At 66.0% G+C, this 20,506-nt stretch carries 18 protein-coding genes; 7 read left to right on the forward strand and 11 right to left on the reverse strand.

The window, feature by feature from the left end; all coding sequences use genetic code 11:
• Positions 1-138: 138 nt before the first annotated feature.
• The 6 genes from AC0YKC_RS26635 (at position 139) to AC0YKC_RS26660 (ending at position 8,941) form a co-directional block, all read left to right on the forward strand.
• Complete coding sequence (locus AC0YKC_RS26635; RefSeq protein ID WP_488513266.1) at positions 139-3,192, forward strand: aminotransferase class III-fold pyridoxal phosphate-dependent enzyme; 3,054 nt, start codon at positions 139-141, stop codon at positions 3,190-3,192.
• A gap of 115 nt (positions 3,193-3,307) precedes the next feature.
• Positions 3,308-4,384, forward strand: coding sequence for a LacI family DNA-binding transcriptional regulator (locus AC0YKC_RS26640; protein ID WP_488513246.1), 1,077 nt, complete (start codon positions 3,308-3,310; stop codon positions 4,382-4,384).
• 17 nt (positions 4,385-4,401) lie between these two features.
• Complete coding sequence (locus AC0YKC_RS26645; RefSeq protein ID WP_488513247.1) at positions 4,402-5,148, forward strand: transporter substrate-binding domain-containing protein; 747 nt, start codon at positions 4,402-4,404, stop codon at positions 5,146-5,148.
• 62 nt (positions 5,149-5,210) lie between these two features.
• The gene (locus tag AC0YKC_RS26650) at positions 5,211-6,857 is read left to right on the forward strand and encodes an amino acid ABC transporter permease (RefSeq protein WP_488513248.1); all 1,647 of its coding nucleotides are present in this window, start codon (positions 5,211-5,213) and stop codon (positions 6,855-6,857) included.
• Complete coding sequence (locus AC0YKC_RS26655) at positions 6,838-8,253, forward strand: GH1 family beta-glucosidase (protein WP_488513249.1); 1,416 nt, start codon at positions 6,838-6,840, stop codon at positions 8,251-8,253. The genes AC0YKC_RS26650 and AC0YKC_RS26655 overlap by 20 nt, the downstream gene beginning before the upstream one ends.
• Positions 8,243-8,941 (forward strand): SDR family oxidoreductase, encoded by a 699-nt coding sequence (locus AC0YKC_RS26660; protein ID WP_488513250.1) that lies wholly within the window; start codon positions 8,243-8,245, stop codon positions 8,939-8,941. The genes AC0YKC_RS26655 and AC0YKC_RS26660 overlap by 11 nt, the downstream gene beginning before the upstream one ends.
• 610 nt (positions 8,942-9,551) lie before the next feature.
• Here AC0YKC_RS26660 and AC0YKC_RS26665 read toward each other — a convergent pair.
• Positions 9,552-10,475: an AraC family transcriptional regulator gene (locus AC0YKC_RS26665; protein WP_488513251.1), complete on the reverse strand. Its 924-nt coding sequence runs from the start codon at positions 10,473-10,475 to the stop codon at positions 9,552-9,554.
• Positions 10,476-10,599: 124 nt separating this feature from the next.
• On the opposite strand from AC0YKC_RS26665, the gene AC0YKC_RS26670 reads away from it, so the two are divergent.
• Positions 10,600-11,361 (forward strand): SDR family NAD(P)-dependent oxidoreductase, encoded by a 762-nt coding sequence (locus tag AC0YKC_RS26670; protein WP_320298545.1) that lies wholly within the window; start codon positions 10,600-10,602, stop codon positions 11,359-11,361.
• 111 nt (positions 11,362-11,472) lie between these two features.
• Here AC0YKC_RS26670 and AC0YKC_RS26675 read toward each other — a convergent pair whose 3' ends face one another.
• The 10 genes from AC0YKC_RS26675 to AC0YKC_RS26720 all read right to left on the reverse strand — a co-directional run bounded on the left by AC0YKC_RS26675 (position 11,473) and on the right by AC0YKC_RS26720 (position 20,502).
• Positions 11,473-11,697 (reverse strand): helix-turn-helix transcriptional regulator, encoded by a 225-nt coding sequence (locus AC0YKC_RS26675; RefSeq protein ID WP_488513252.1) that lies wholly within the window; start codon positions 11,695-11,697, stop codon positions 11,473-11,475.
• A gap of 131 nt (positions 11,698-11,828) precedes the next feature.
• Positions 11,829-12,914 carry a Gfo/Idh/MocA family protein gene (locus AC0YKC_RS26680; protein WP_488513253.1) on the reverse strand — a complete coding sequence of 362 codons (1,086 nt, stop codon included), beginning with the start codon at positions 12,912-12,914 and terminating at the stop codon, positions 11,829-11,831.
• A 74-nt stretch (positions 12,915-12,988) separates the two neighbouring features.
• Positions 12,989-13,753 (reverse strand): ATP-binding cassette domain-containing protein, encoded by a 765-nt coding sequence (locus tag AC0YKC_RS26685; protein WP_320298548.1) that lies wholly within the window; start codon positions 13,751-13,753, stop codon positions 12,989-12,991.
• Positions 13,750-14,754: an ABC transporter permease gene (locus tag AC0YKC_RS26690; protein ID WP_488513254.1), complete on the reverse strand. Its 1,005-nt coding sequence runs from the start codon at positions 14,752-14,754 to the stop codon at positions 13,750-13,752. The genes AC0YKC_RS26685 and AC0YKC_RS26690 overlap by 4 nt, the downstream gene beginning before the upstream one ends.
• A complete protein-coding gene (locus AC0YKC_RS26695) occupies positions 14,751-15,737 on the reverse strand; it encodes a sugar ABC transporter substrate-binding protein (protein WP_320298550.1) in 987 nt (328 codons plus the stop codon). The genes AC0YKC_RS26690 and AC0YKC_RS26695 overlap by 4 nt, the downstream gene beginning before the upstream one ends.
• Before the next feature lie 317 nt (positions 15,738-16,054).
• Positions 16,055-17,062, reverse strand: a complete 1,008-nt coding sequence (locus AC0YKC_RS26700) for an ROK family protein (RefSeq protein ID WP_488513256.1) — start codon at positions 17,060-17,062, stop codon at positions 16,055-16,057.
• On the reverse strand, positions 17,062-17,784 hold the full coding sequence (locus AC0YKC_RS26705; RefSeq protein WP_488513257.1) for a ribulose-phosphate 3-epimerase: 723 nt from the start codon (positions 17,782-17,784) through the stop codon (positions 17,062-17,064). Before AC0YKC_RS26705 ends, AC0YKC_RS26700 begins: the two co-directional genes overlap by 1 nt.
• On the reverse strand, positions 17,781-18,608 hold the full coding sequence (locus AC0YKC_RS26710) for an alpha/beta fold hydrolase (RefSeq protein WP_488513258.1): 828 nt from the start codon (positions 18,606-18,608) through the stop codon (positions 17,781-17,783). Before AC0YKC_RS26710 ends, AC0YKC_RS26705 begins: the two co-directional genes overlap by 4 nt.
• Positions 18,608-19,426: a sugar phosphate isomerase/epimerase family protein gene (locus AC0YKC_RS26715; protein WP_488513259.1), complete on the reverse strand. Its 819-nt coding sequence runs from the start codon at positions 19,424-19,426 to the stop codon at positions 18,608-18,610. The genes AC0YKC_RS26710 and AC0YKC_RS26715 overlap by 1 nt, the downstream gene beginning before the upstream one ends.
• Positions 19,426-20,502, reverse strand: a complete 1,077-nt coding sequence (locus AC0YKC_RS26720) for a Gfo/Idh/MocA family protein (protein WP_488513260.1) — start codon at positions 20,500-20,502, stop codon at positions 19,426-19,428. The genes AC0YKC_RS26715 and AC0YKC_RS26720 overlap by 1 nt, the downstream gene beginning before the upstream one ends.
• Positions 20,503-20,506: the final 4 nt, after the last annotated feature.

The following is a 20,506-nucleotide window of genomic DNA, read 5'->3' on the forward strand; positions in this document are numbered from 1 at the left end:
GCGGGGCTCCATGGGCGCGCCGGCAATATGCCGGCTGATCACGTCAGACTGCCGGCAGGGCCGGCGCTTTGCCGGATGTCTGATTTGCACGGCCATGCAAAACTATCCACCAATTTCAGCGACATGCCGGCAGACCCGATGACCGATCTCCACCATCCTGCACCCGCTTTCCCGATAGACCAGGCCGCCCTTCTGGCGAGCGAGCACTTCGGCATCGAAGGCGAGCTTAGCCCTCTCGACAGTGAGCGCGACCAGAACTTCCGGCTGGCTTCCAGTGCCGGAACCTGGACCTTCAAGATCATCAACGCCAGCGAACCCGGCCTGGAGAGCGCTTTCCAGGTGGCCTTGCTCGCTCATCTGGCGGCTGTCGCGCCCGACCTTTCGCTGCCGCGCCTGAGAAAGGCGGCATCGGGCACCGCGCTGGCGACCACCCTGGCGGCGTCTGGCGAGCGTCATTCGCTGCGCATGGTGTCATGGCTTCCGGGCAGGCCGCTCGCCGAAAGCACACGCAGCCCCGCCGTTCTCAATTCTCTCGGCCAGATGCTGGGCCGCATGGATCGCGCCCTGCAGGGCTTCATCCACTCCGGCGCCCTGCGCGCGCTGGACTGGGATGTCCGGCGCGTCGGCGAAGCCCGCGCCCGGCTCGCTCATGTTGCCGATGCCGGCGACCGCGCCTTGCTGGAGCGCTTCCTCGATCGCTTCGACAAGCAGGTGGCGCCCCGTCTCGCAATGTTGCGGACGCAGGTCATCCACAACGACGCCAATGACTGGAACGTCCTGGTCGATCCGCACCGGCCGGACAGCGTCGCCGGCATGATCGATTTCGGCGACGCACTGCACACGGTGCTGATCGCCGAGGTGGCGGTGGCCAGCGCCTATGCCATACTCGACCAGGAGGACCCGATCGGCGCCGTGGCCGAACTGGCGGCCGGCTTCCACGCCCTTTATCCGTTGCGTGAGGAAGAACTCGACGTCTTGTTCGACCTCATCATGGCGCGACTGGTCATCAGCGTGACGCTTTCGGCGGCGCGCGCCAGCCGTGTCGGCGACAATCCCTACCTGGCGATCAGCGAGGCACCGGCCTGGCGCATGCTGCGGCGCCTCGATGCGATGAACCCGCGCTTTGCCACGGCGATCCTGCGTCATGCCTGCGGCTTCGATGCGGTGCCCGGCGCAACTGCTATCGCGACCTGGATCGATCGCAATGCCAAGAACATGGCGCCGGTCGTGCGCCCGCACCCGGCCACGCTGGCCAAGGCGCTGGTGCCCTATGGCGACGCCGCCAATCCGATGACGGTGGCCTCCGCTGCCGCCGACCCTGAAAAGGCCTCCGCCTGGTGGGAAGCCCATGCGAGCGAAACGGGCGTCGCCCTCGGCATCGGGCCATGGGGCGAGGCGCGCAACGTCTACTCGGGCGACATGTTCAAGTCGCGCTTCATCGACGGCGGCCGGCGCGACCGCCATCTCGGCCTCGACCTCTTCATGCCGGCCGGCACCAAGGTCCACACACCGCTCGCCGCGACAGTCCAGAGCGCCGAGATCGAGGAGGAGCCGCTCGGCTATGGCGGCCTCGTGGCACTGCTGCACGAGCCCGAGGGCTGCCCTGCCTTCGTCACGCTCTGGGGGCATCTTGCCCATGAAGTCGTGGCGCGGCTGAAGCCCGGCCAGAAGCTCGCCGCCGGCGCGCTTGTCGGCGAGATGGGCGCGCACGCGCAAAACGGCGGCTGGGCGCCGCATCTGCATCTCCAGATTTCGGCCGATACCGGCCTCTCGGCACGCGCGATTCTGGGTGTCGGCGAGGCGAGCTATCTGGGCGTATGGCGCGAATTGTTCCCCGACGCGGCGGCGCTGGTGGGCATTCCCCCCGAGACTTTCACGCAGACCGGCCGCAGCCGGGCCGAGATCGTCGCGGCCCGTAAGGCGACGATGCTACCCAACCTGTCGATCTCCTATTCCGAGCCGATCAAGTTCGTGCGCGGCGACGGCGTCTGGCTGATCGACGATCGCGGTCGCGCCTATCTCGACTGCTTCAACAATGTCTGCCATCTCGGCCACGCGCATCCGCATGTCGTGGAGGCCATCGCCCGACAGGCCGCGAAGCTCAACACCAACACACGCTACCTGCACGACAACATCGTCGCCTATGCCGAGCGGCTGACGGCAACACTGCCTCCGGAGCTCGGCGTCGCCTCCTTCGCCTGCTCGGGCAGCGAGGCCAACAGCCTGATGCTGCGCATGGCGCGTACCCACACCGGCCGCGAGGAAGCCATCGTGCTCGACTGGGCCTATCATGGCACGACCCAGGAACTGATCGACCTCAGCCCTTACAAATACAAGCGCAAGGGCGGCAAGGGGCGCAAGCCCCACGTCTTCGAGGCGGTGATCCCCGACAGCTATCGCGCGCCGGCGGACTGGCCAGCGGAGGAGCATGCGAAGCGCTTCGCCGCCAGCGTCGCCGAACAGATAGACGCTATGCGCCGAGAGGGCCGCGCCCCGGCGCTTTTCATGGCAGAATCGATCCCCAGCGTCGCCGGGCAGGTCTTCCTGCCGGATGGGTACCTCAGCGAGGTCTACGCCATGGTGCGCGCGGCCGGCGGGCTGTGCGTCGCCGACGAGGTTCAGGTCGGCTTCGGCCGCGTCGGCAGCCATTGGTGGGCATTCGAGACGCAGGGTGTCGTGCCCGACATCGTCACCATGGGCAAGCCGATCGGCAATGCCCATCCGATGGCGGCGCTGGTGACGACGCGCGAGGTCGCGGCGTCCTTCAACAACGGCATGGAGTATTTCAACACGTTCGGCGGCAATCCGGTGTCCTGCGCGGCGGGACTGGCGGTGCTGGACGTGATCGAACAGGGCGACCTGCGCCGCAACGCCTTGGAGATCGGCAACTACCTGATCGAGCGTTTCCGCGGCATGCAGGAACGTCACGAGGCTATCGGCGACGTGCGCGGCATGGGGCTGTTCCTCGGCATCGAGCTGGTCGCCGACCGCCGGACGAAGGAGCCGGCGACGGTGTTGGCCAAGAAGATATGCGACGGCGCCCGCGCGCGGGGCGTGCTGATGGGTACGGAAGGGCCGGGCGACAACGTGCTCAAGATGCGCCCGCCGATGATCTTCACCCGGGCCAACGCCGATCATCTGTTGTCGGTTCTCGAGGGCACCTTCGAGGCAGTGCTGGCCGGCAAGGAGTAGCAGGGGGCCCGCTCCGACTCAGCTTCCTTGCATCTTATAATAAAAACGTTTTTATTTTTCTTGAAAACGTTTTTATTTGCCGGTAATGCCATTCCTGAGAGGAGAGCAGGCGCACATGGCAGAGGGCAGCATCGCGGCAAGCCGGCTTTCGCCGACCATCAAGACGCTGGCGGCGCACACCGGCTATTCCATCGGCACGATCTCGAAAGCGCTGCGCGGTTCGCCGGTGGTCACCGAGCAGACCCGTGAGGCAATCCTCGCCGCCGCCAAGGAACTCGGCTACCAGGCCAATGCGCGCGGCATGGCACTGCGCACCGGCAAGACCTATCAGGCCGCCGTACTGATGCCGCTCACCGCAGCCGCCGGCTACGAATGGGATGGCGTCGAATATACGCAGATCCTGAACGGCATCAGTCAGGCGCTCGACGGCAGCGATTACCAGCTTTCGGTCCACGGCTATCGTTCCTACGAGGACGCCTGCGCCGTTGCCCGCCGCGTCGCCGACCAGAAGCTCTCCGACGGGCTGATCTTCTCCGGCGTGCTGGCCGACGACGCGCGCATTGCCATGCTGGCGCAATCGGGCTTCCCCTTCGTCTCGCTCGGCCGCTGCCGCAAGCCGCTCACCTATGCCCATGTCGACGTCGACAACGAATGGGCAGCCCATGCCGCCACCGCGCGGCTGATCGCCGGCGGACACCGCCGTATCGCGCTGATCAATGCCGAGCAACGTTTCTCCTACGCCCTGGACCGGATCGACGGCTTTGTCCGGGCTTTCCGCGAGGCAGGGCTGGAGCCGTCGCTCGATCTGGTCGCCGGCGGTGACCTCTCCACCCGTTTCGGCCGCGACAGCACGCTGGCGCTGCGCGGCTTGCCGCAGCCGCCAACCGCCCTGGTCTGCGTCAACGAATCCACCACGCTCGGCGCGCTGTCGGCGCTTGGCTCGCTTGGCCTGCGGGTCGGCGAAGATGTCGACGTGATCGCCTATGACGACATCAACGTCAGCGCCTATTTCAGTCCGCCCGTCACCACGCTCTACCAGCCCATCGAGGTGCTCGGCCGCCGGCTGGGCGAATTCCTGCTGCGGCTGATGGCTGGCGAGGATGCCGCGCGTCTCACCGAGGTCTTCCGCCCGCAGTTGATCGCGCGGCAGGCTGACAATCTCGGCGGCCGCCTCGGCCGCCACAATCCTTGAAAAATGGAGGAAACAGCATGAAGAAAGTCCTGTTTGGCCTGACGCTGGCTCTGCTGGCGTCCGGCGCCGCGCATGCCGCCGATCTTGGCGGCAAGCTCATGAAGGTGGGTTCCGACACCACCTCGCCGCCGATGGAGAGCGTCGACACCGCGACTGGGCAGATCGTCGGCTTCGATGTCGATGTGGTCAACGCCGTCTGCGCCAAGATCAACTGCAAGGCCGAGTTCGTCACCACCGGCTGGGACGGCATCTTCGCCGCGCTCGACCAGGGCAATTTCGACTTCGTCGCCTCCGGCGTCTCGATCACCGACGAACGCAAGAAGGCCATGGATTTCTCCGAGCCCTACATCGTCAACAGCCAGGCCGTGCTGATGCGTGTCGCGGACGAAGGCTTGAGCGTCGACGACTTCAAGTCGAAGGGCAAGAAGCTCTCGGCCCAGGCCAACACGACCGACGCCCAGGTCGCCGAAGGCATCGTCGGCAAGGACAATGTCGTGGCCTATGACAGCTTCAGCGCATCCGTGATCGCGCTCAAGAACAAGGATGTCGACGGCGTCGTCATCAACGGCGCCAACGCCGCCGCCTACGAGAAGGAGTTCGCGGGCGAGCTGGTCGTGCCGATCCGCAACCTGCAGTCGGATCCGCTCGGCCTCGTCTTCCGCAAGGGCGACGCGAACGCCGCCGCCTTCAACGAAGGCATCGAGGCCATCAAGAAGGATGGCACGCTGGACGCGCTGATCAGCAAGTACTGGGGCGTCAAGTAATCGTGGTCGACGGTCCCGGCGCTCCGCCGCGCCGGGACCTTTTTGTTGGAGGGCGGTCATCGATGCAGCTCCTGATGCGCCTTCGGCCCAGCAATCTCATCATTGCCGCCGCCCTGCCGTTCATCGTCTACCTCTTTGCCTCGTCGGCCGATTACCAGCGTTCGCTGCGCGCTATCCTCGGCGTCGAGCACGGCTCGTCACCGTTCGTGCCCGGCTTTGTGCTGCTGGCTGTCGCCTTCGCCGCCGGCATCGGCGTCATCGTCTTCAGTCGCGCCAAGGCACTGAAACCGCGCCTTGCGCTGTCATGCGCCGCCATCAACCTCGTGGCGGCGCTCGCCGCAACGACGACCGGCCTGGTCTATCCCTACGCATCGTCGGTCGTTGCCAACGCCGTCGATCCTTTCACGTCCAAGCTGGTCGTCCAGGGCGTGACGCCGCGCCAATTGACGGGCGAGGCCGAGGCGATGGTGCACGGCCACGTCTCGATCCTCTTGTGGATCTATCTCGCTGTGACCGTCGTCGCCCTCGCTCTTTTTCTCGTCGGCGGCCGGCGGGATAATGGCGACGTCACGCGGCGCGCCGGACGCGCGACCCTCGGCCTGGTCAACGGCGCCGGGCTGGTCTTCATACTGTTCCTGGCGCCGATGGCCTTCGCGGCCGGCGTGGCCACCACCATCCGCGCTGCGATCGCGGCCTATATTCTGGCGGCGCTGCTCGGCCTCGTCTGGGTCGGCCTGCTCAAGCTCGAATACAGCAGGCGAGCCGATTTCTCCTTCATCGTCATCACGGCGTTGCTGGCCTGCGCGGCCGCATGGTTCCTGATGCAGCCGCGCCAGGCCTACACGCTGGCGGGCAGCCTTGAAGGCAAGGTCGCCGTGATATCGGGCACGCCCGCCGGCATGATCGGCGCCGTGCGCTTCGGCCAGTTTCCATCCGGCCCCGAAAACGAAGTGCCGCTGCGCACCTTCAAGGGTGCGCCGGAAGCGCTCGCCGCGCTGGCCAAGAAGGACGTCAGCGCCGCGCTGCTTCCCTCCGCCTCGGCGCCCGCCGACCTGCCGGTGCTCTGGCAGACGCAGACGCTGAGCGACCGCGACAAGGCATCCGGCATCACGCTCGCTGTGCTTGCCATCGTGCTTGGCCTGCTGACCTTCGGCGGCCATATCCACCGCCGCCATCCGCTCTCGATCGGCTCGGAATTCATCGTCGACACCATTCGCGGCATCCCGATGCTGGTCATCGTGCTCTATGTCGGCCTGCCGCTGGCGGGCGCGCTCAAGGACGCCACCCAGGGCGTCTTCGATCCGCCGAACCTTGCGCGCGGCATCGCCGCCATGGCGCTGGCCTACTCCGCCTATCTGGCCGAGATCTTTCGCTCCGGCATCAATGCCATCCCGCGCGGCCAGCTCGAAGCGGCGCGCAGCCTCGGCCTCAATGGCTGGCAGACGGCGCGACTGGTGATCCTGCCCCAGGCCTTCCGCATCATCATCCCGCCGCTCGGCAACGAGCTGATCGCCATCCTGAAGGACACCTCGCTGCTGTCGATCCTGTCGATCCGCGATATCACCCAGCGCATGCGGGAATTCCAGTCGGCAAGCTTCCTGCCCTTCGCCCCATACAACTCCGCCGCCATCTTCTACATCCTGCTGACGCTGGCGGCGGCCAGCCTGGTCAGTACCGTCGAGAGAAAATATGACATCAAGCATCGATAAATCGCGCCGGGATCTCGAAGCGCGGGCCGCTTCCCTCGTCATGCCGAAAGGCTTCGTCTTCGGCGCCGCCACCGCGTCCTATCAGATCGAGGGCGCGCCGGCCGCCGACGGCAAGGGCGAGAGTATCTGGGACCGCTTCTGCAAGGTTCCGGGCGCGATCATCGACGGCTCCAGCGGCGACGTTGCCTGTGACAGCTACCATCGCTGGGGCGACGACATTGCCGTGCTCAAGACGCTTGGTCTCGGCGCTTATCGCTTTTCGCTCGCCTGGACCCGGCTTCTCCCCGAGGGCCGCGGTATTCCCAACGCCAAGGGCATCGCCTTCTACGACAGGCTGATCGACGGCCTGCTGGAAGCCGGCATCGAGCCTTATCTCACGCTCTACCACTGGGATCTGCCGCAGGCGCTGCAGGAGCGCGGCGGCTGGTACAGCCGCGATACTTCCGACGCGCTTGCCGAATACGCTGCACTTGCCGCGCGCAGCTTCGGCGACCGAGTCAAGAAATGGACGACGCTCAACGAACCCTGGACCTTCTGCTGGTCGGGCCACGCCTCGGGCGAGGACGCCCCGGGCTTGCGCGACGGGACGAAAGGCGGCGTCGCCGCCAGCCATCACGCGCTGCTAGGCCACGGCAAGGCCGTGCCGGCCATCCGCGCCGAGGTGCCCGACGCGTCGGTCGGCATCGTCTTCGACCTCAACGTCGCCGAGCCGGCAAGCGGCGACCCGCGCGATGTCGCCGCGGCGCGGCGCTTCGACGGCGCGCAGAACCGCTGGTTCCTCGACGCCGTCTTCAAGGGCGCCTATCCGCAGGACATGCTCGACCTCTATGGCGACCTGCTTCCGGAGATCCACGCAGACGACAACAGGCTGATCGCAACGCCCGTCGACTATCTCGGGGTCAACATCTATCGCCGTTCGGTGATAGCGGCGGGCACGGAACTTAGCCCCCTCGACTATCGCCGCGTGCAGCCGGAAGGGCTCTATTCGGCGGTGGGCTACGAGATCTGGCCGCGCTCGATGTACGACATCCTGCGCTACGTCAACGACCGCTATGCGCCGCAAGCGATCTACATTTCCGAGAACGGCGTCGCGACGCGGCCCGAGCGGGTCGGCGCCGACGGACATGTCTGGGACGATCTGCGCGCCGCCTACTATGTCGACCATCTCGAGCAGGTGGCGAAGGCCGCGGCCGAGGGCGTGCCGATGAAGGGCTATTTCGCCTGGACGCTGATGGACAATTTCGAATGGGCCTACGGCTATACGACGCCCTTCGGCATCACTCATGTCGACTACGAAACGCAGGAACGGCGCGTCAAATATTCCGGCGAGATCTATGCCACGATCGCAAGGCAGGAAAGTCTCGTGCCGGCGCGGAGAGCCGGGCGTGGCCGCTGAGCCAGGACAGCCGGGCACCGTCCTGATCACCGGCGCGGGGCGTGGCCTCGGCCGCGAACTGGCCCGCCAGTATGCGCGGGCCGGCTGGCGGGTCATCGCCTGCGGCCGCGCCTTCCCCGCGGATGGTTTTGAGGAACGCGTCGAATTCCAGCCGCTGGACGTGACCGATCCGGCATCGATCCGCTCCCTTGCGGCGCAGCTGGCGGACCGGCCTCTCGACGTGCTGGTCAACAATGCCGCCGTCCGCAGCCGGGCGCCCGGATTGGTGGCCCTGGAGCCGGAGGCGTTCCTCGACGTCATCAGCGCCAATACGCTGGCGCCGATCCTCATGGCCAAGGCCCTGCTCCCGAACCTTCGGCTAGCCGCCGGCCCCGTCATCGCCAATATCGGCAGCCGCGCCGGCTCGATGGCGGAAGGCCTGCTCGACGATGATGACGACGACTATGCCTATCGCTGCTCCAAGGCCGCGCTCAACATGGCGACGGTGCAGCTCGCGCGCGACCTGAAGCCCGCCGGCATCACTGTGCTCGCGCTTCACCCGGGCTGGGTGAAAACCGATATGGGTGGCCCCGAAGCGGCCTTGCCAGCGGAGGACAGCGCCCGCGGCCTTTGCGAAATAATCCACTGCGCATCGGTCGAGGACAGCGGTTCGTTCCTTACTTTCGACGGCAAGCGGGTCGGCTGGTAGGTCAACAACTGCGGGGTGAAAGGATTGTCGTCCACCCACTTTTATCAGCCGTCGCGCGGTCAGTGATCGCTGCGTCACTCGGAATTCCCGGCTACGGGGCGCTCCGGCGCAGGGGGAGGGGTCAATTTTGCACGCCGATTCACGGTCAGCTCGCGGCCTCCCGCACGGCCTTGGGCAGGCTGGCACACATAGCAGCACGCTCGGCTCCGATCAGGACTTTCACTTACCCGAGATGTTCCGATGGGACGCGCATACGGCTAAAGCGCGTCGCGTCGGAACGGCCTCATGCGGCGCGCTTTAGGTTGTTGTTTTTATGCATGTCGTTGTCCCAAAACCGCTGCGCACTTTTGGGCGACATGCATTAAGGTCAACGCGCCGACCAGCGCATTAATCTGGCGTTGCTCTGAGGAAGCCGTGCTCGAAACCGGATCCCTGTTGCAAGAGGCCTGATGGGTACAAGCGGGCCGACATTTGGCAGACTTTAGTCCGCAGCTGGTGAACACCATGTCCAGAACTGAGGCAGCAACATTGCAGACGGATAAGGTCACGTCAGCGGTATTCAGGCTGTCGATATCAGCCCGCCCATAAGGGCAGGGCCGCAGCGAGCGCCTCAACTTGACACCAGGACACTGTCCCGGGTTGCCCAGTAGTTTCGCGGCGAATGCCCGAACACGCGCTTGAAGGTGTTGCCAAACGAGCTTTCGGAGGCGAAGCCGAGTTCGTGGGCCAGATCGGCGAGCGAAGTGTTTGCGTTGCGCAGCGCGTCCCGCGCCTTCTCCATCCGCCAACGCCGCAGGTACTCCATCGGTGGCATGCCGACCGCCTCCTTGAAATGGGCGACGTAGGAAGACCGCGACATGCCGGCCTCGGCGGCGAGTTCTCTCAGTGTCCACTGCCGCTCGGGCGTCCGGTGCATCAGGTTGATAGAGGCGCCGAGGCGCGGGTCCTTCAGAGCGGCAAGCCATCCCCCGACACCTCCGCCACCTTGATCCACGAAAGCCCGCAGCGCCTGCACGAGAAGAATGTCGGCGAGGCGGTGCGTCAACAGCGTCGTGCCCATTCGCGCCGCTCGCACCTCTTCGTCCAGAAGCTTCAGCGAACCATGCAGAACGGCGGCCGAGGGACCGGCGGCGGACAGGATCATCACATCGGGAAGGACATCCAGCAGCAGCCCGGCATTGTTGCCTTCGAGGGCGAAGCCGCCGCCGAGCAAGACGGTATCGTCACCCTGATACCGCGCGATGTCGGAGCGATCCCAATCGAAGGCAGCCATGCCGTCTTCGGGGCGTTTGCCGGGATCGCTTGCGACGACATAGTCCGAAGCGTTGGCGAGCAGAAATGTGTCGCCTGTTTCAAGGCGGTACCGCTCCTCACCGTTGAGGATGAGCCAGCATCCGCCCTTCAGCACCGCTACGAATTTGAGGATTGGTTTCGCCGGGAAGCGCCATGCCCATTCGCCGGCCGCTTCCAGCCGCGTGCAGCGTATGCTGCGCATCTCTATCAACGCCAGGATATCGGACAGCGCGTCATGCAATTTGGACTCCTGATGTAGACTCTTGGCCGTTCAAGCATGGATAGTCCAGGGCATCTTCGTTTATCACGGAACGAAGGGTTGGGAAACCGACCTGGATACACCGATCTGAAAATGAGGATGAGATATGGCACAGGTACTGAACGGCAAAGTGGCGGTGATCACCGGCGGCGCGCGTGGCGTGGGCTTCGGCATCGCGACCACATTTATTCGAGAGGGCGCCGTGGTTGTCATCACGGGCCGGGAAGACGACGACCTTCAATCAGCTTGCGCGAAGTTGGGAGAGAATGCCTTCGGGACCGTCGCGGATGCCGGCAGCCCGTCCGGGATGGATCGGCTGCTGAAAGACGTGAAGGCGCGGCACGGCCGGCTCGATATCCTGGTGGCCAACGCTGTCGTCGGCGAGCATGCGCCGCTCGGCGCGATCACCGAAGATCAGGTCGACAAGATGATCGATGTCAATTTCAAGGGCATCGTGTTCGCAATCCAGTCGGCTGTTCCTCTGATGACAGAGACAGGCTCGGTCATCATGATCGGGTCCACTGCATCCGTGGAGCCACCCGCCGGAATGGGCGTCTATGGCGGTCTCAAGGCGGCGCTGCGCGGCTGCATGCGGGCCTGGATCAAGGACGTGAAGGGAACGGGCATCAGGATCAATCTGCTGAGCCCCGGAGCGGTCGACACGCCGTCGCTTCGCAGTGCATCCGCCAAGGCCGGCGGCGAGGGGAAGGTGGAAGCGATTATCCAATCGATCCGCGACCGGCATCCCTCCGGCCGTATCGGCGAGCCCGACGAGATCGGCAAGGCGGCCGTGTTTCTGGCCAGCGAAGCCTCGAGCTACGTCAACGGCCTCGAGATGTTCGTCGACGGCGGCTTGACCACCGTGTGAGCCTGACGAGGCGCGGCAGATGCTAGGTTGACCGACGCTAATCCGTCCTGGTGCCGGCCTCCTTTCTCCATAGGCGAGGTGTCTGGCCAACGGTGCAACGAAACACGCGCGTCAGATGCTTTGGTCGACGAACCCGCAGGCGAGGGCCACTTCGCAAATTCCAAGCCTGCTTTGGCTGAGCAACGTCTTTGCCTTGCGGATGCGCTCGTTCATAAGCCACTTGTACGGCGGAACACCCATCGTCCGGCGAAAGGCGCGGGCGAAGTAGCTGACCGAGAGGCTGCAGGCCGGGGCGATGTCGGCAATGGCGACGTCGCCGCTCACATTGGCCAGCATAGCATCACCTCGAAGGTCAAATTGGCGATCGAGTCGCCAAGCAGCGCCAATCCCGATTTCGGCTTCTATCTGCTGGTGCGTCCTCGCCAAGGCCGCGCCGGCCAGCGGCCATGACGAGACAAGCGGCGATCTCAGGTCCCGCCGCACGCCTTCATCCGCTCGATGATCTCGGCCATTAGCGCCAGGTCGCGGCGCGAATCCGCAAGGTCAGTCAGCGGCCTGGTGCGGTCCATGATGTGGCGGTGGAAAGCCTCGAGCTCGTTGGAGAAGGCGTCTCCATAGAGCGGACCCAGCGCTTTCGTTACGGGGCCGAGCGGGCCGGCTTCCGTCACCTCCAGCCGCGTCGGCAGACTGCGGATATAGGGCGTGTCGTAGATGATGCGCACGCGCTTTGTGTTCGAGCGTACCTCGATCATGGCGTCGAACAGGCCGAGGTCGTCGACCACCGCGTCATAGAGGCAGGCGAAGTGGCCATAGTCGAAGGTGACGCTGGTGTTGGCGCCGCCATTGGTGCGGTGAGCTGCAACCACCCGCCGCGGTTCGCCGATCAGTCCGCGCATCGCCGAGATGTGGTGCGAGGAAAGCGCCGTCAGCCCGCGATAGGCGCGGACCAGATCGCCCGAGGCGTCCTTGCCCACGACCTCGCGGATCAGCGCGTCCCGCTCCTTTGCGCCGCGCGCAAGGATCGCCGGATCGATGTCGTGCGGGTAGAGTACATTCTGGCTCTTCTTCAAGAAATGCCTGCCCTCGGAGATCAGGTCGAAAATGCGCACATGCGTGATATCACCATGCGTCGGCAATTCCTCACGTGCTGCCAGATAGGCCGGCGCGTAACGGCGCATGTAGCCGACGAAGATCGTCTTTTCGTAGTTCTTGCTCAACGCCAGCAACTCGTCGATCTCGCGCACCGTCAGGCAAGCGGGCTTTTCCAGCAGGATGTGCTTGCCGGCTTCGATCGCGGCGCGCACGAAGCGGCTGTGCGTGTCGTCGGAAGACAGCACGAAGACGGCATCGATCTCGGGCGAATTGATCAGTGCCTCAGCACTCTCGTAGGCCTTGGCAGTCTGAAATTTCGATGTGATGAGGTTCACCAGACTTGGTGAGACGTCATGGACGCCGCCAATCACCCAGCGGTCGCGCTGGTCGGCCAGCACCGGCAGATGGATCGACTGCGCGACCTCGCCAAGCCCAACAAGTCCGACACGGATGACCGCCACGGCAAACTCCCTTGTATTTCCATTCTATCGCCGGCTGCAACGGCTGGCAGTTGACTTCAAAAATGATGTGCCGGTCACGCCGCCCCGGTCACCAGCGCCACCAGCTCGTTGCCGCTGGTTTCGGATGCGCGCACCGTCGCCACCATCCTGCCGGCGCGCATCACCCAGATCTGGTCGGACAGGCGCCGCACCTGATCGAAATTATGGCTGATCAGGATGACGCTCACGCCTTGCTCGCGCAGCTTGCGGATCAGCGCCTCGACATTGGCCGTCTCCTGCACGCCGAGCGCCGCCGTCGGCTCGTCCATCACCACCAGCTTGGCGCCGGAACCGGCGGCCCGGCAGATCGAGATCGCCTGCCTTTGCCCGCCCGACAGGCGCCGCACGCGCTGGCCCACCGAGGGCACGTTGATCGACAGCTTGGACAGCATGGCGCGGGCCTGGGCCTTCATTGCCTTGCGGTCGAGCAGCGCGAACGGGCCGATGCGGCGAACAATCTCGCGATTGAGGAAAAGGTTCTGCGCCACCGTCAATTCGTCGATCAGCGCCAGATTCTGGTGCACCGTCTCGATGCCTGCCTTACGCGCCTCGTCCGGGTTGGAGAACGGGTGCTGGCGGCCGTCGAAATAGATCGCGCCGCCGTCCGGTTGATGCACGCCGACCAGGCAGCGGATCAGCGTCGACTTGCCGGCGCCGTTGTCGCCGATCACGGCTGTGACCTCGCCGCGGCGGGCCTGGAAGCCGACATCGGTGAAGGCGCGGATGCCGCCGAAATGCTTGCTCAGCCCCTCGCAGGCAAGCACCGCTTCGGCGGATGGGATATGATTGACGGCGCTCATTTCTGATACCGCATGATCAGCGCCGCCAGCACCACGATGGCGCCCACGGCAAGCGGTTGGTAGAAGGCCGAGACGCTGAGCAGCGTCAGCCCGTTGACCAGCGCCGTCAGCATCAGCGCGCCGATGGCCGGCCCCAGGATGCTGGCGCGGCCGCCGAACAGGCTGACGCCGCCCAGCACCACGGCCGCCACCGAATTCAACAGCAGGCTGGTGTTGATCTGCGGCTCGGCCGAGCCGATGCGCGCCACCAGAAGGATCGCGGCGATGCCGGCGCAGAAGCCGGAGATCGTGTATGCGGCGATCTTGACCCGGCCGGTGCGGATGCCCAGCGCGGCAGCGCTTTCGGCCTGGCCGCCGGTCGCCAGAAGATGCACGCCGAAGCGCGTGTGGTAGAGGGCGATATGGGCGACGACGACCGCCGCGATCGCCACCCAGACGGGATAGCCGAACGGTCCGAACGAGCCGGATGCGAGCTTGAGCAGGAAGGTCGAGCCGACCATGCTCGGTTCGCCGCCGGAGATGATCAGGCCGAGCCCGGTGATGCCCGAGAGCGTGCCGAGCGTGACCACGAAATCGGGAATGCGCCCCGCGGTGATCAGCACGCCGTTGAGCAGGCCGACCGCGCTGGTGGCGAGAACCGCGAGCACGCAGGCCGAAAAGATGCCCCAGCCGGCGGCGTTGACAAGGCCGAGGATGACGGCGCCCAGCATGACGGCGGCGGCCAGCGACAGGTCGATGCCGGAGGTCGCGACGACGAAGGTCTGGCCGATCGACAGCACGACAAGGATCGCGGCGGCGAGCAGCAGCGCCTGCAGGTTGGCGATGCTGAGGAAGACCGGCGAGGTGACGCCGAACAGGATGACGAGGCCGACCAGGCCGACCACGGATGCCCAGTCGGCCCAGAAGGAAGGATCGAGGAGGAGAGCCGCAAGGGAGGAACGGCTCTCCTCCGTCGCGCCCGCCGATGGGGCGGCGGGCGCGTTGTCTGTCGGTAGGCTCACTTCAGCAGCTCGCGCAACGGATCGGGATAGTCGCCGCCGGGGGCGGGGAAGTTCTTCAGCGATGCCTCGGCATTGGCCTTGTTGATGAGCAGCACCGGCGCCGGCACGTTGGCAGGCAGTTCCTTGCCCATCACCGCCGCCTTGCAGGCCTCCACGCCCATCGCACCGACCACATAGGGGTATTGCGCGACGGTGGCCGTGAGTTCGCCGGCCGCGACCGATTTCAGCGCATCGACGATGCCGTCGAGGCCGATCACCTTGACGTCCTTGCCCGACGTCTGCACGGCGCGCTCGACGCCCAGCGCCATGATGTCGTTGGCGGCGAAGAAGCCGGCGAGGTCCGGATGGGCGGCCAGGATGTCGGTGGCCGCCGTCAGCGCCTTCTCGCGGTCCCAGTCGGCGCTCACCATCACAACCACTTCGAGCTTGCCCTCGACGGCCTGCTTAAAGCCTTTGATGCGGGCGTTGGAGCCGACGTCGCCGACGATGCCGGCGATCAGCGCCACCTTGGAGCCCTTCGGCACCAGCTTCAGCATCTCCTCGCCGGCCAGCGCGCCGGCGGCGACGTTGTCGGTGCCGATATAGGTGGAGACGGCGAAGCCCGCTGCCTTGGCCTGCTCGGCGTCGATGGTCGAGTCGATGTTGATGATCGGCTTCTTCTTCTGCGCCACCGGCACCAGCGCCTGCACCAGGTTGGAGACGCTGATCGGGTTGACCAGGTAACAGTCGTAATCCTGCAGGGCCATGGCGGTCAGCTTGTCGGCCTGGCCGGTCGCGTCGCCCATATTGGCGGCGGCCTGGACGGTGACGGCGACGCCGTCGGCCTTGGCTTGCTCCTCGATGCCCTTCTGCATGGTCTGGAAGAAAGGGTTGTCGAGGCCTTTCACGATCGCCGCGACCTTCGCGTCCCCCGCATAGGCCGGCGCCGAAACGATGGTTGCAAGCAGGCCCGCGCCTAGCGTCAGGCCGTTGAAGATGCGCATGGATATTCCTCCTCCGAATTTTGGGTTGTCGGCTCGTTTTCCGGGAGCGGGAATGCCTGACGGGACACAAGCGACCCCGGCGCTTGCCCTGCGAAAGTGATGACCGGATGCCGACTGCCCGCTGCGCGGATTGCGCCCCCGGGTTCGGGTTTCTTCTGTGACAGGCATTGCTCCTCCCAGAGCGCTGGCTGATGCATCGCCAGCATTTCCGCATGCTTTATAAAAATTTGACACGCGTCAAGAATTAAATTGGTGTGCCGCCTATTTTGATGTGCTGCAATGCAGCAGGTCTCGAAGAGGCCGCACCATCGTTTTCGTCATGCTCGGGTGGACGCCTTCGTTGCCTCGTTCTGCACCATCGCCAGCGCCGTGCCGGGTTCGCCCTCCCACAGGATCAGGCTGGCGGCGCCGACGAGGCCGGCGCGGTCGCCGAGCTCGGCTCGCACCATCGGAACGTCGCGATAGGCGGGCATCGCGCGCTCGTCGATGGTCGCCCGTATCCCCGGCGCCAAAAGGTCGAAGCCATTGGAGAGCCCACCGCCCATGACGATCAGGTCGGGCGAATAAAGATGCAGCAGATTGGTGAAGCCTATGCCCAGCCATCTCGCCTCGGCCTCGACCAGCGCGCGGGCGCTTGCATCGCCGGCGCGCGCGGCTTCCACGACATGGCGGGCGGAGACGTCGCCATCCCTGGAAAGACGCCGCATCGCCGAGCCGTCGCCCGGCGCAGTGAGCCGCGTCGCCTGCCGCCCCAGCGCGGTACCGGAGGCGACCGCCTCGAAGCAGCCGACATTGCCGCAGAAGCAGCGTTCGCCCTCGCCGGTGATCGTCATGTGGCCGATCTCGGCCGCCAGTCCGCGCCGTCCATGATAGATGTGGCCATCGGCGATGACGCCGCCGCCGATGCCGGTCGAGACGGTGACGAAGACCAAAGATTCCGTGCCGCGGCCGGCGCCGAAACGCCATTCGCCGAGTGCCGCCGCGTTGGCGTCGTTCTCCAGCCGCACCGGCAGGCCGAACTGGCGGCTCAGAATATCGATCAGCGGCACATTATGCCAGCCGGCAAGCGTCGGCGGGCCGATGACGATACCTGCCTTGGGGTCGAGCGGCCCCGGCGCGCACATGCCGATGCCGCTGACCTTCGCCTGCGGATGATCGGCCAGCAGCTTGTCCGCCAGCGCGATGATGCGGCCGATCACCGCGTCCGATCCAGCGCCGGCCATCGTCGGTTCCGAGACGCGCGCGATGACGTCGCCGCTGCGCTCGACCAGCGCGCCGCGCAGCTCCGTGCCGCCGAGATCGAAGGCAAGCGCGATCGTGCTCATCAGGCGGCGGCCTTCAATCCGTGCAGCCAGGCCATGCGCTGCGCGAGGTCCGGATCGCCGAAGGCGAGCGAGCCCAGCACCACAGTGTCGGCGCCGGCGGCGCTCAGCTTCGGCACGGTCTCGTGGCGGATGCCGCCATCGGCAGCGAGGATGATGTCGGCCTCGCGGCCGGCTTTCCGCATTAGCGTACGCGCCTCGATCAGGCGCGGGCCGGCTTTTTCGGACAGGCTCTGCCCCTTGACGCCGATCGAGGTGCCGAGCAGCGTCACGAAGGCGACGTCCGACAGGAACGGCTCGATCGCCGACACCGGCGTCTCCAGCCGCAGAACCACGCCGGCCGCGGCGCCGAGCTCATGTGCCAGCTTCACCGCGCGCAGGCCGGCCTCGCCATTCTCGGCATGGATGGTGACGAGGTCGGCGCCGGCTTCGATGAACTGGCGCGTCTGCGCCTCGACGATTTCGGCCTCGACCATCAGATGCACATGGATCGGCCTTGCCGTCAGCTTTGCGATGCGCGCCACAAGGTCCGGGAAAAAAAGGAAGCCGGGCGTGAAGCGGGCGTCGGCCACGTCGATGTGATGCAGGTCGGCATAGGCTTCGATGCGCTTCAGGTCGCGCTCCATATTGGCGAGGTCCGCCGACCATAGCGAGAACTCGCCGATCAGCCGGTTGCGCGGCAAGGCGGCTATTGCCGAGGGGCCGGAGAGGGATTTGCTGGTCATGACGGAATGAGGCTCCGGACTTTCGAGTGGGATTGCAGGAAGTTTGCGATCTGCATGTGCAGCTCGCTGAAATGCTTGGCGCTGTCGCGCGCCTTGGGGGTGATCTCGGCGAAGATCGCATCGGGTATCGCGGCGGCAAGCGCGTAGGCGGCCGAGAGCGGGTGCACGGCATCGACCGCATTGCCGATGACCAGCGTCGGAACGCGCAAGGCGGTGGCGCCCTGTTCGGAAACGCCCGGTCCGTCGGCCGCGATGTTGGACAGCACCTGCGCGAAGGTATGGGCATCCGCCCGGTCGAAATAGCCGAGCAGCGAGGTGAGATTGTCGGGCGCCTCGCGGTAGAGACGCAGCGCCGTCTCCGACTGCGCGAAGATCGTCCGCGCTCTGTCCGGACCATGATCGAGGATCAGGCGGGCGACCTCGGCGATCGGCTGCATGTTGTCCGGCGCCGGGCCGAAGCTCCACGCCGGCCGCACCAGCACCAGCCCGGTGATGCGATCAGGATGGCGGCAGGCAAGGCGCATGGCGATCGCCGCCCCCATCGACACGCCGCCGGCGACGAAGCGGTCGAGGCCGACCTGATCGGCGGCGGCGAGCACGTCGTCGGCGAACATCTGCAGCGAGAACGGCCGCCGCTCGCCAAGCCCGGAACCGCCATGCCCGCGGCATTCCAGCGTGATGCGCCGGAAGCCCGTGGGGAACGTCTGCGCGACCTGCGCCTCGCCGCCGCCCAGCCCGTGCTGGAAGACGACGGCCAGGCCTTCGCCGGTATCGGTGATGCCGAGCGCGGCACCGTCGCGGAGCAGCTTCGTCCGGGCCGCCATCAGACCAGCTCCTTGAGGAAGCATGCGACACCGGGCGCCTCCTCGGCCGTGAGCCCATGCGTCACCAGCGGTCCGTCGAAGCCGCCGGCCTTGAGGCGGGCGACGAAGTCGGGAAAGTCGACGACGCCTTGTCCCGCGGTGGCGAAGCGGCCGTCGGCAAAACGATCCTTGGCATGCGCCAAAGACACATGGCCCGCCGTTCGTTCGACCGCGGCGGCAACGATGGCGCGCGCCTCGTCGGGATTGGCCTGTTCGAACAGATTGGCGGGATCGAGCACGATGCGCAGGCGCCTCGAGCCCATCTCGGCGATCAGCCGCATGGCGTCGCCGGCCGAGGTGACGATGTTGGCCTGCTCCGGCTCGATGCCGAGATCGACGCCATGGCGCTCGGCCATCAGCAGGGCCTTCTCCATCTCGCGCGCCATGTCGGCCCAGGCCGAGGGATCGGCGTTGTCCGGGTGGTGCGCCCACTGGTCCCCGGCATTGCGCGTTCCGGTGCAGAGCGTGACGAGAGGCGTGGAGAGTTTGGCTGCTGTCTCGATGACGACCGCCAGCCGGCGCAGCCCATCCTCGCGCACGGCCTTGTCGGGATGCGCCATGTTGTAGGTGCCCGAGAGCGCCACCAGGCCGACGCCCGAAGCCTTGGCGGCGGCATCGATGGCGTGGATCGCCGCATCCGGGACGTCGTCCGGCATCGACGCCAGGCCGGCGCAGGCGAGGTTGAATTGGGTGACCGCGAAGCCCGCATCGCGCACGGCGGCAAGAACGCCGGCCGGCTCGCTGCCCGCAAAAGTCTTGGCGAACACCCCAAGCTGCATCAGACCGCTCCCGTCACGCTGGCGATCTCGACGCGTTCGCCACTTTCGACCGAGCGGGCGATGGCCACCATGGCGCGGATCGAGGCGAGCCCGTCCTCGACATCGGCGCCGCGCATCGGCTTGCCGTCGAGCACCGTGTCGGCGAGGCCTTCCAACTGGCGGCGGAAGAAATGGCCATCGGCGCCGAGCGGTTTTCGCGATGTCGCGTCCTTCTCGTGGAAGATATCGACTTCGCTGGCGCGGAAGTACCAGGGATTGAAGGTCTTCGCGATCACCGAGCCGTTCTCGCCATAGAGCTGGAAGCCCTCGTGCCAGTCCATGCGCACGGCGACGGTGAGATCGAGATGGCCGAGCGCGCCATTGGCGAACTCGGTCTCGACGAACCAGCAATAGGCGCCGAAGCGCTCGTTGAGCCGGGCGCGCACGGCGGTGATCTCGCCGGCGAGGAAGCGCGCCGTGTCGACCAGATGCGAGCCATGCGCCAGCATGAAATATTGCCTGAGATCCGCCTTCGGATTGCCGGAGGGCTTCCTGGCCAGCTTGCTGGTGACGGGCAGCGGCTGCACGGCATCGGTGTTGGTGTAGCGATGCGTGGAATCGCAATACCAGGCCTTCAGCGCCAGGATGTCGCCCATCTCGTCGCGGACGAAATCGCGCGCCGCCTCCAGCGCCGGGTCGAAGCGCTTCATGTGCCCGACCTGCAGCACCTTGCCCGAGCGCTTGACCGCCTCGGCCAGCGTCTTGCCTTCCTCGACCGAGACGCCGATCGGCTTTTCGCACAGCACATGCTTGCCGGCCTCCAGCGCCTTGATCGACATCGGTACGTGATAGGCGTCCGAGGTGGCGACGATCACCGCCTCCAGTTCGGGGTCGGCGAGCATCTCGTCATAGTTGCCATACATCTTCTGCGGCTCGTAGGTCGCGCCCATGCGTGCCAGCAGATCGGGCGCGGCGTCGCAGATTGCGTAAAGATCGGCATTGCTCGCCTTCACGCAGGATTCCAGGTGCGCGAACTGCGCGATCGGCCCGCAGCCGAGCACACCGACACGAAGACGACGGTCTTTCTTGCGGATCATCGTC

This window comes from Mesorhizobium sp. CNPSo 4661 (genome assembly GCF_057784215.1).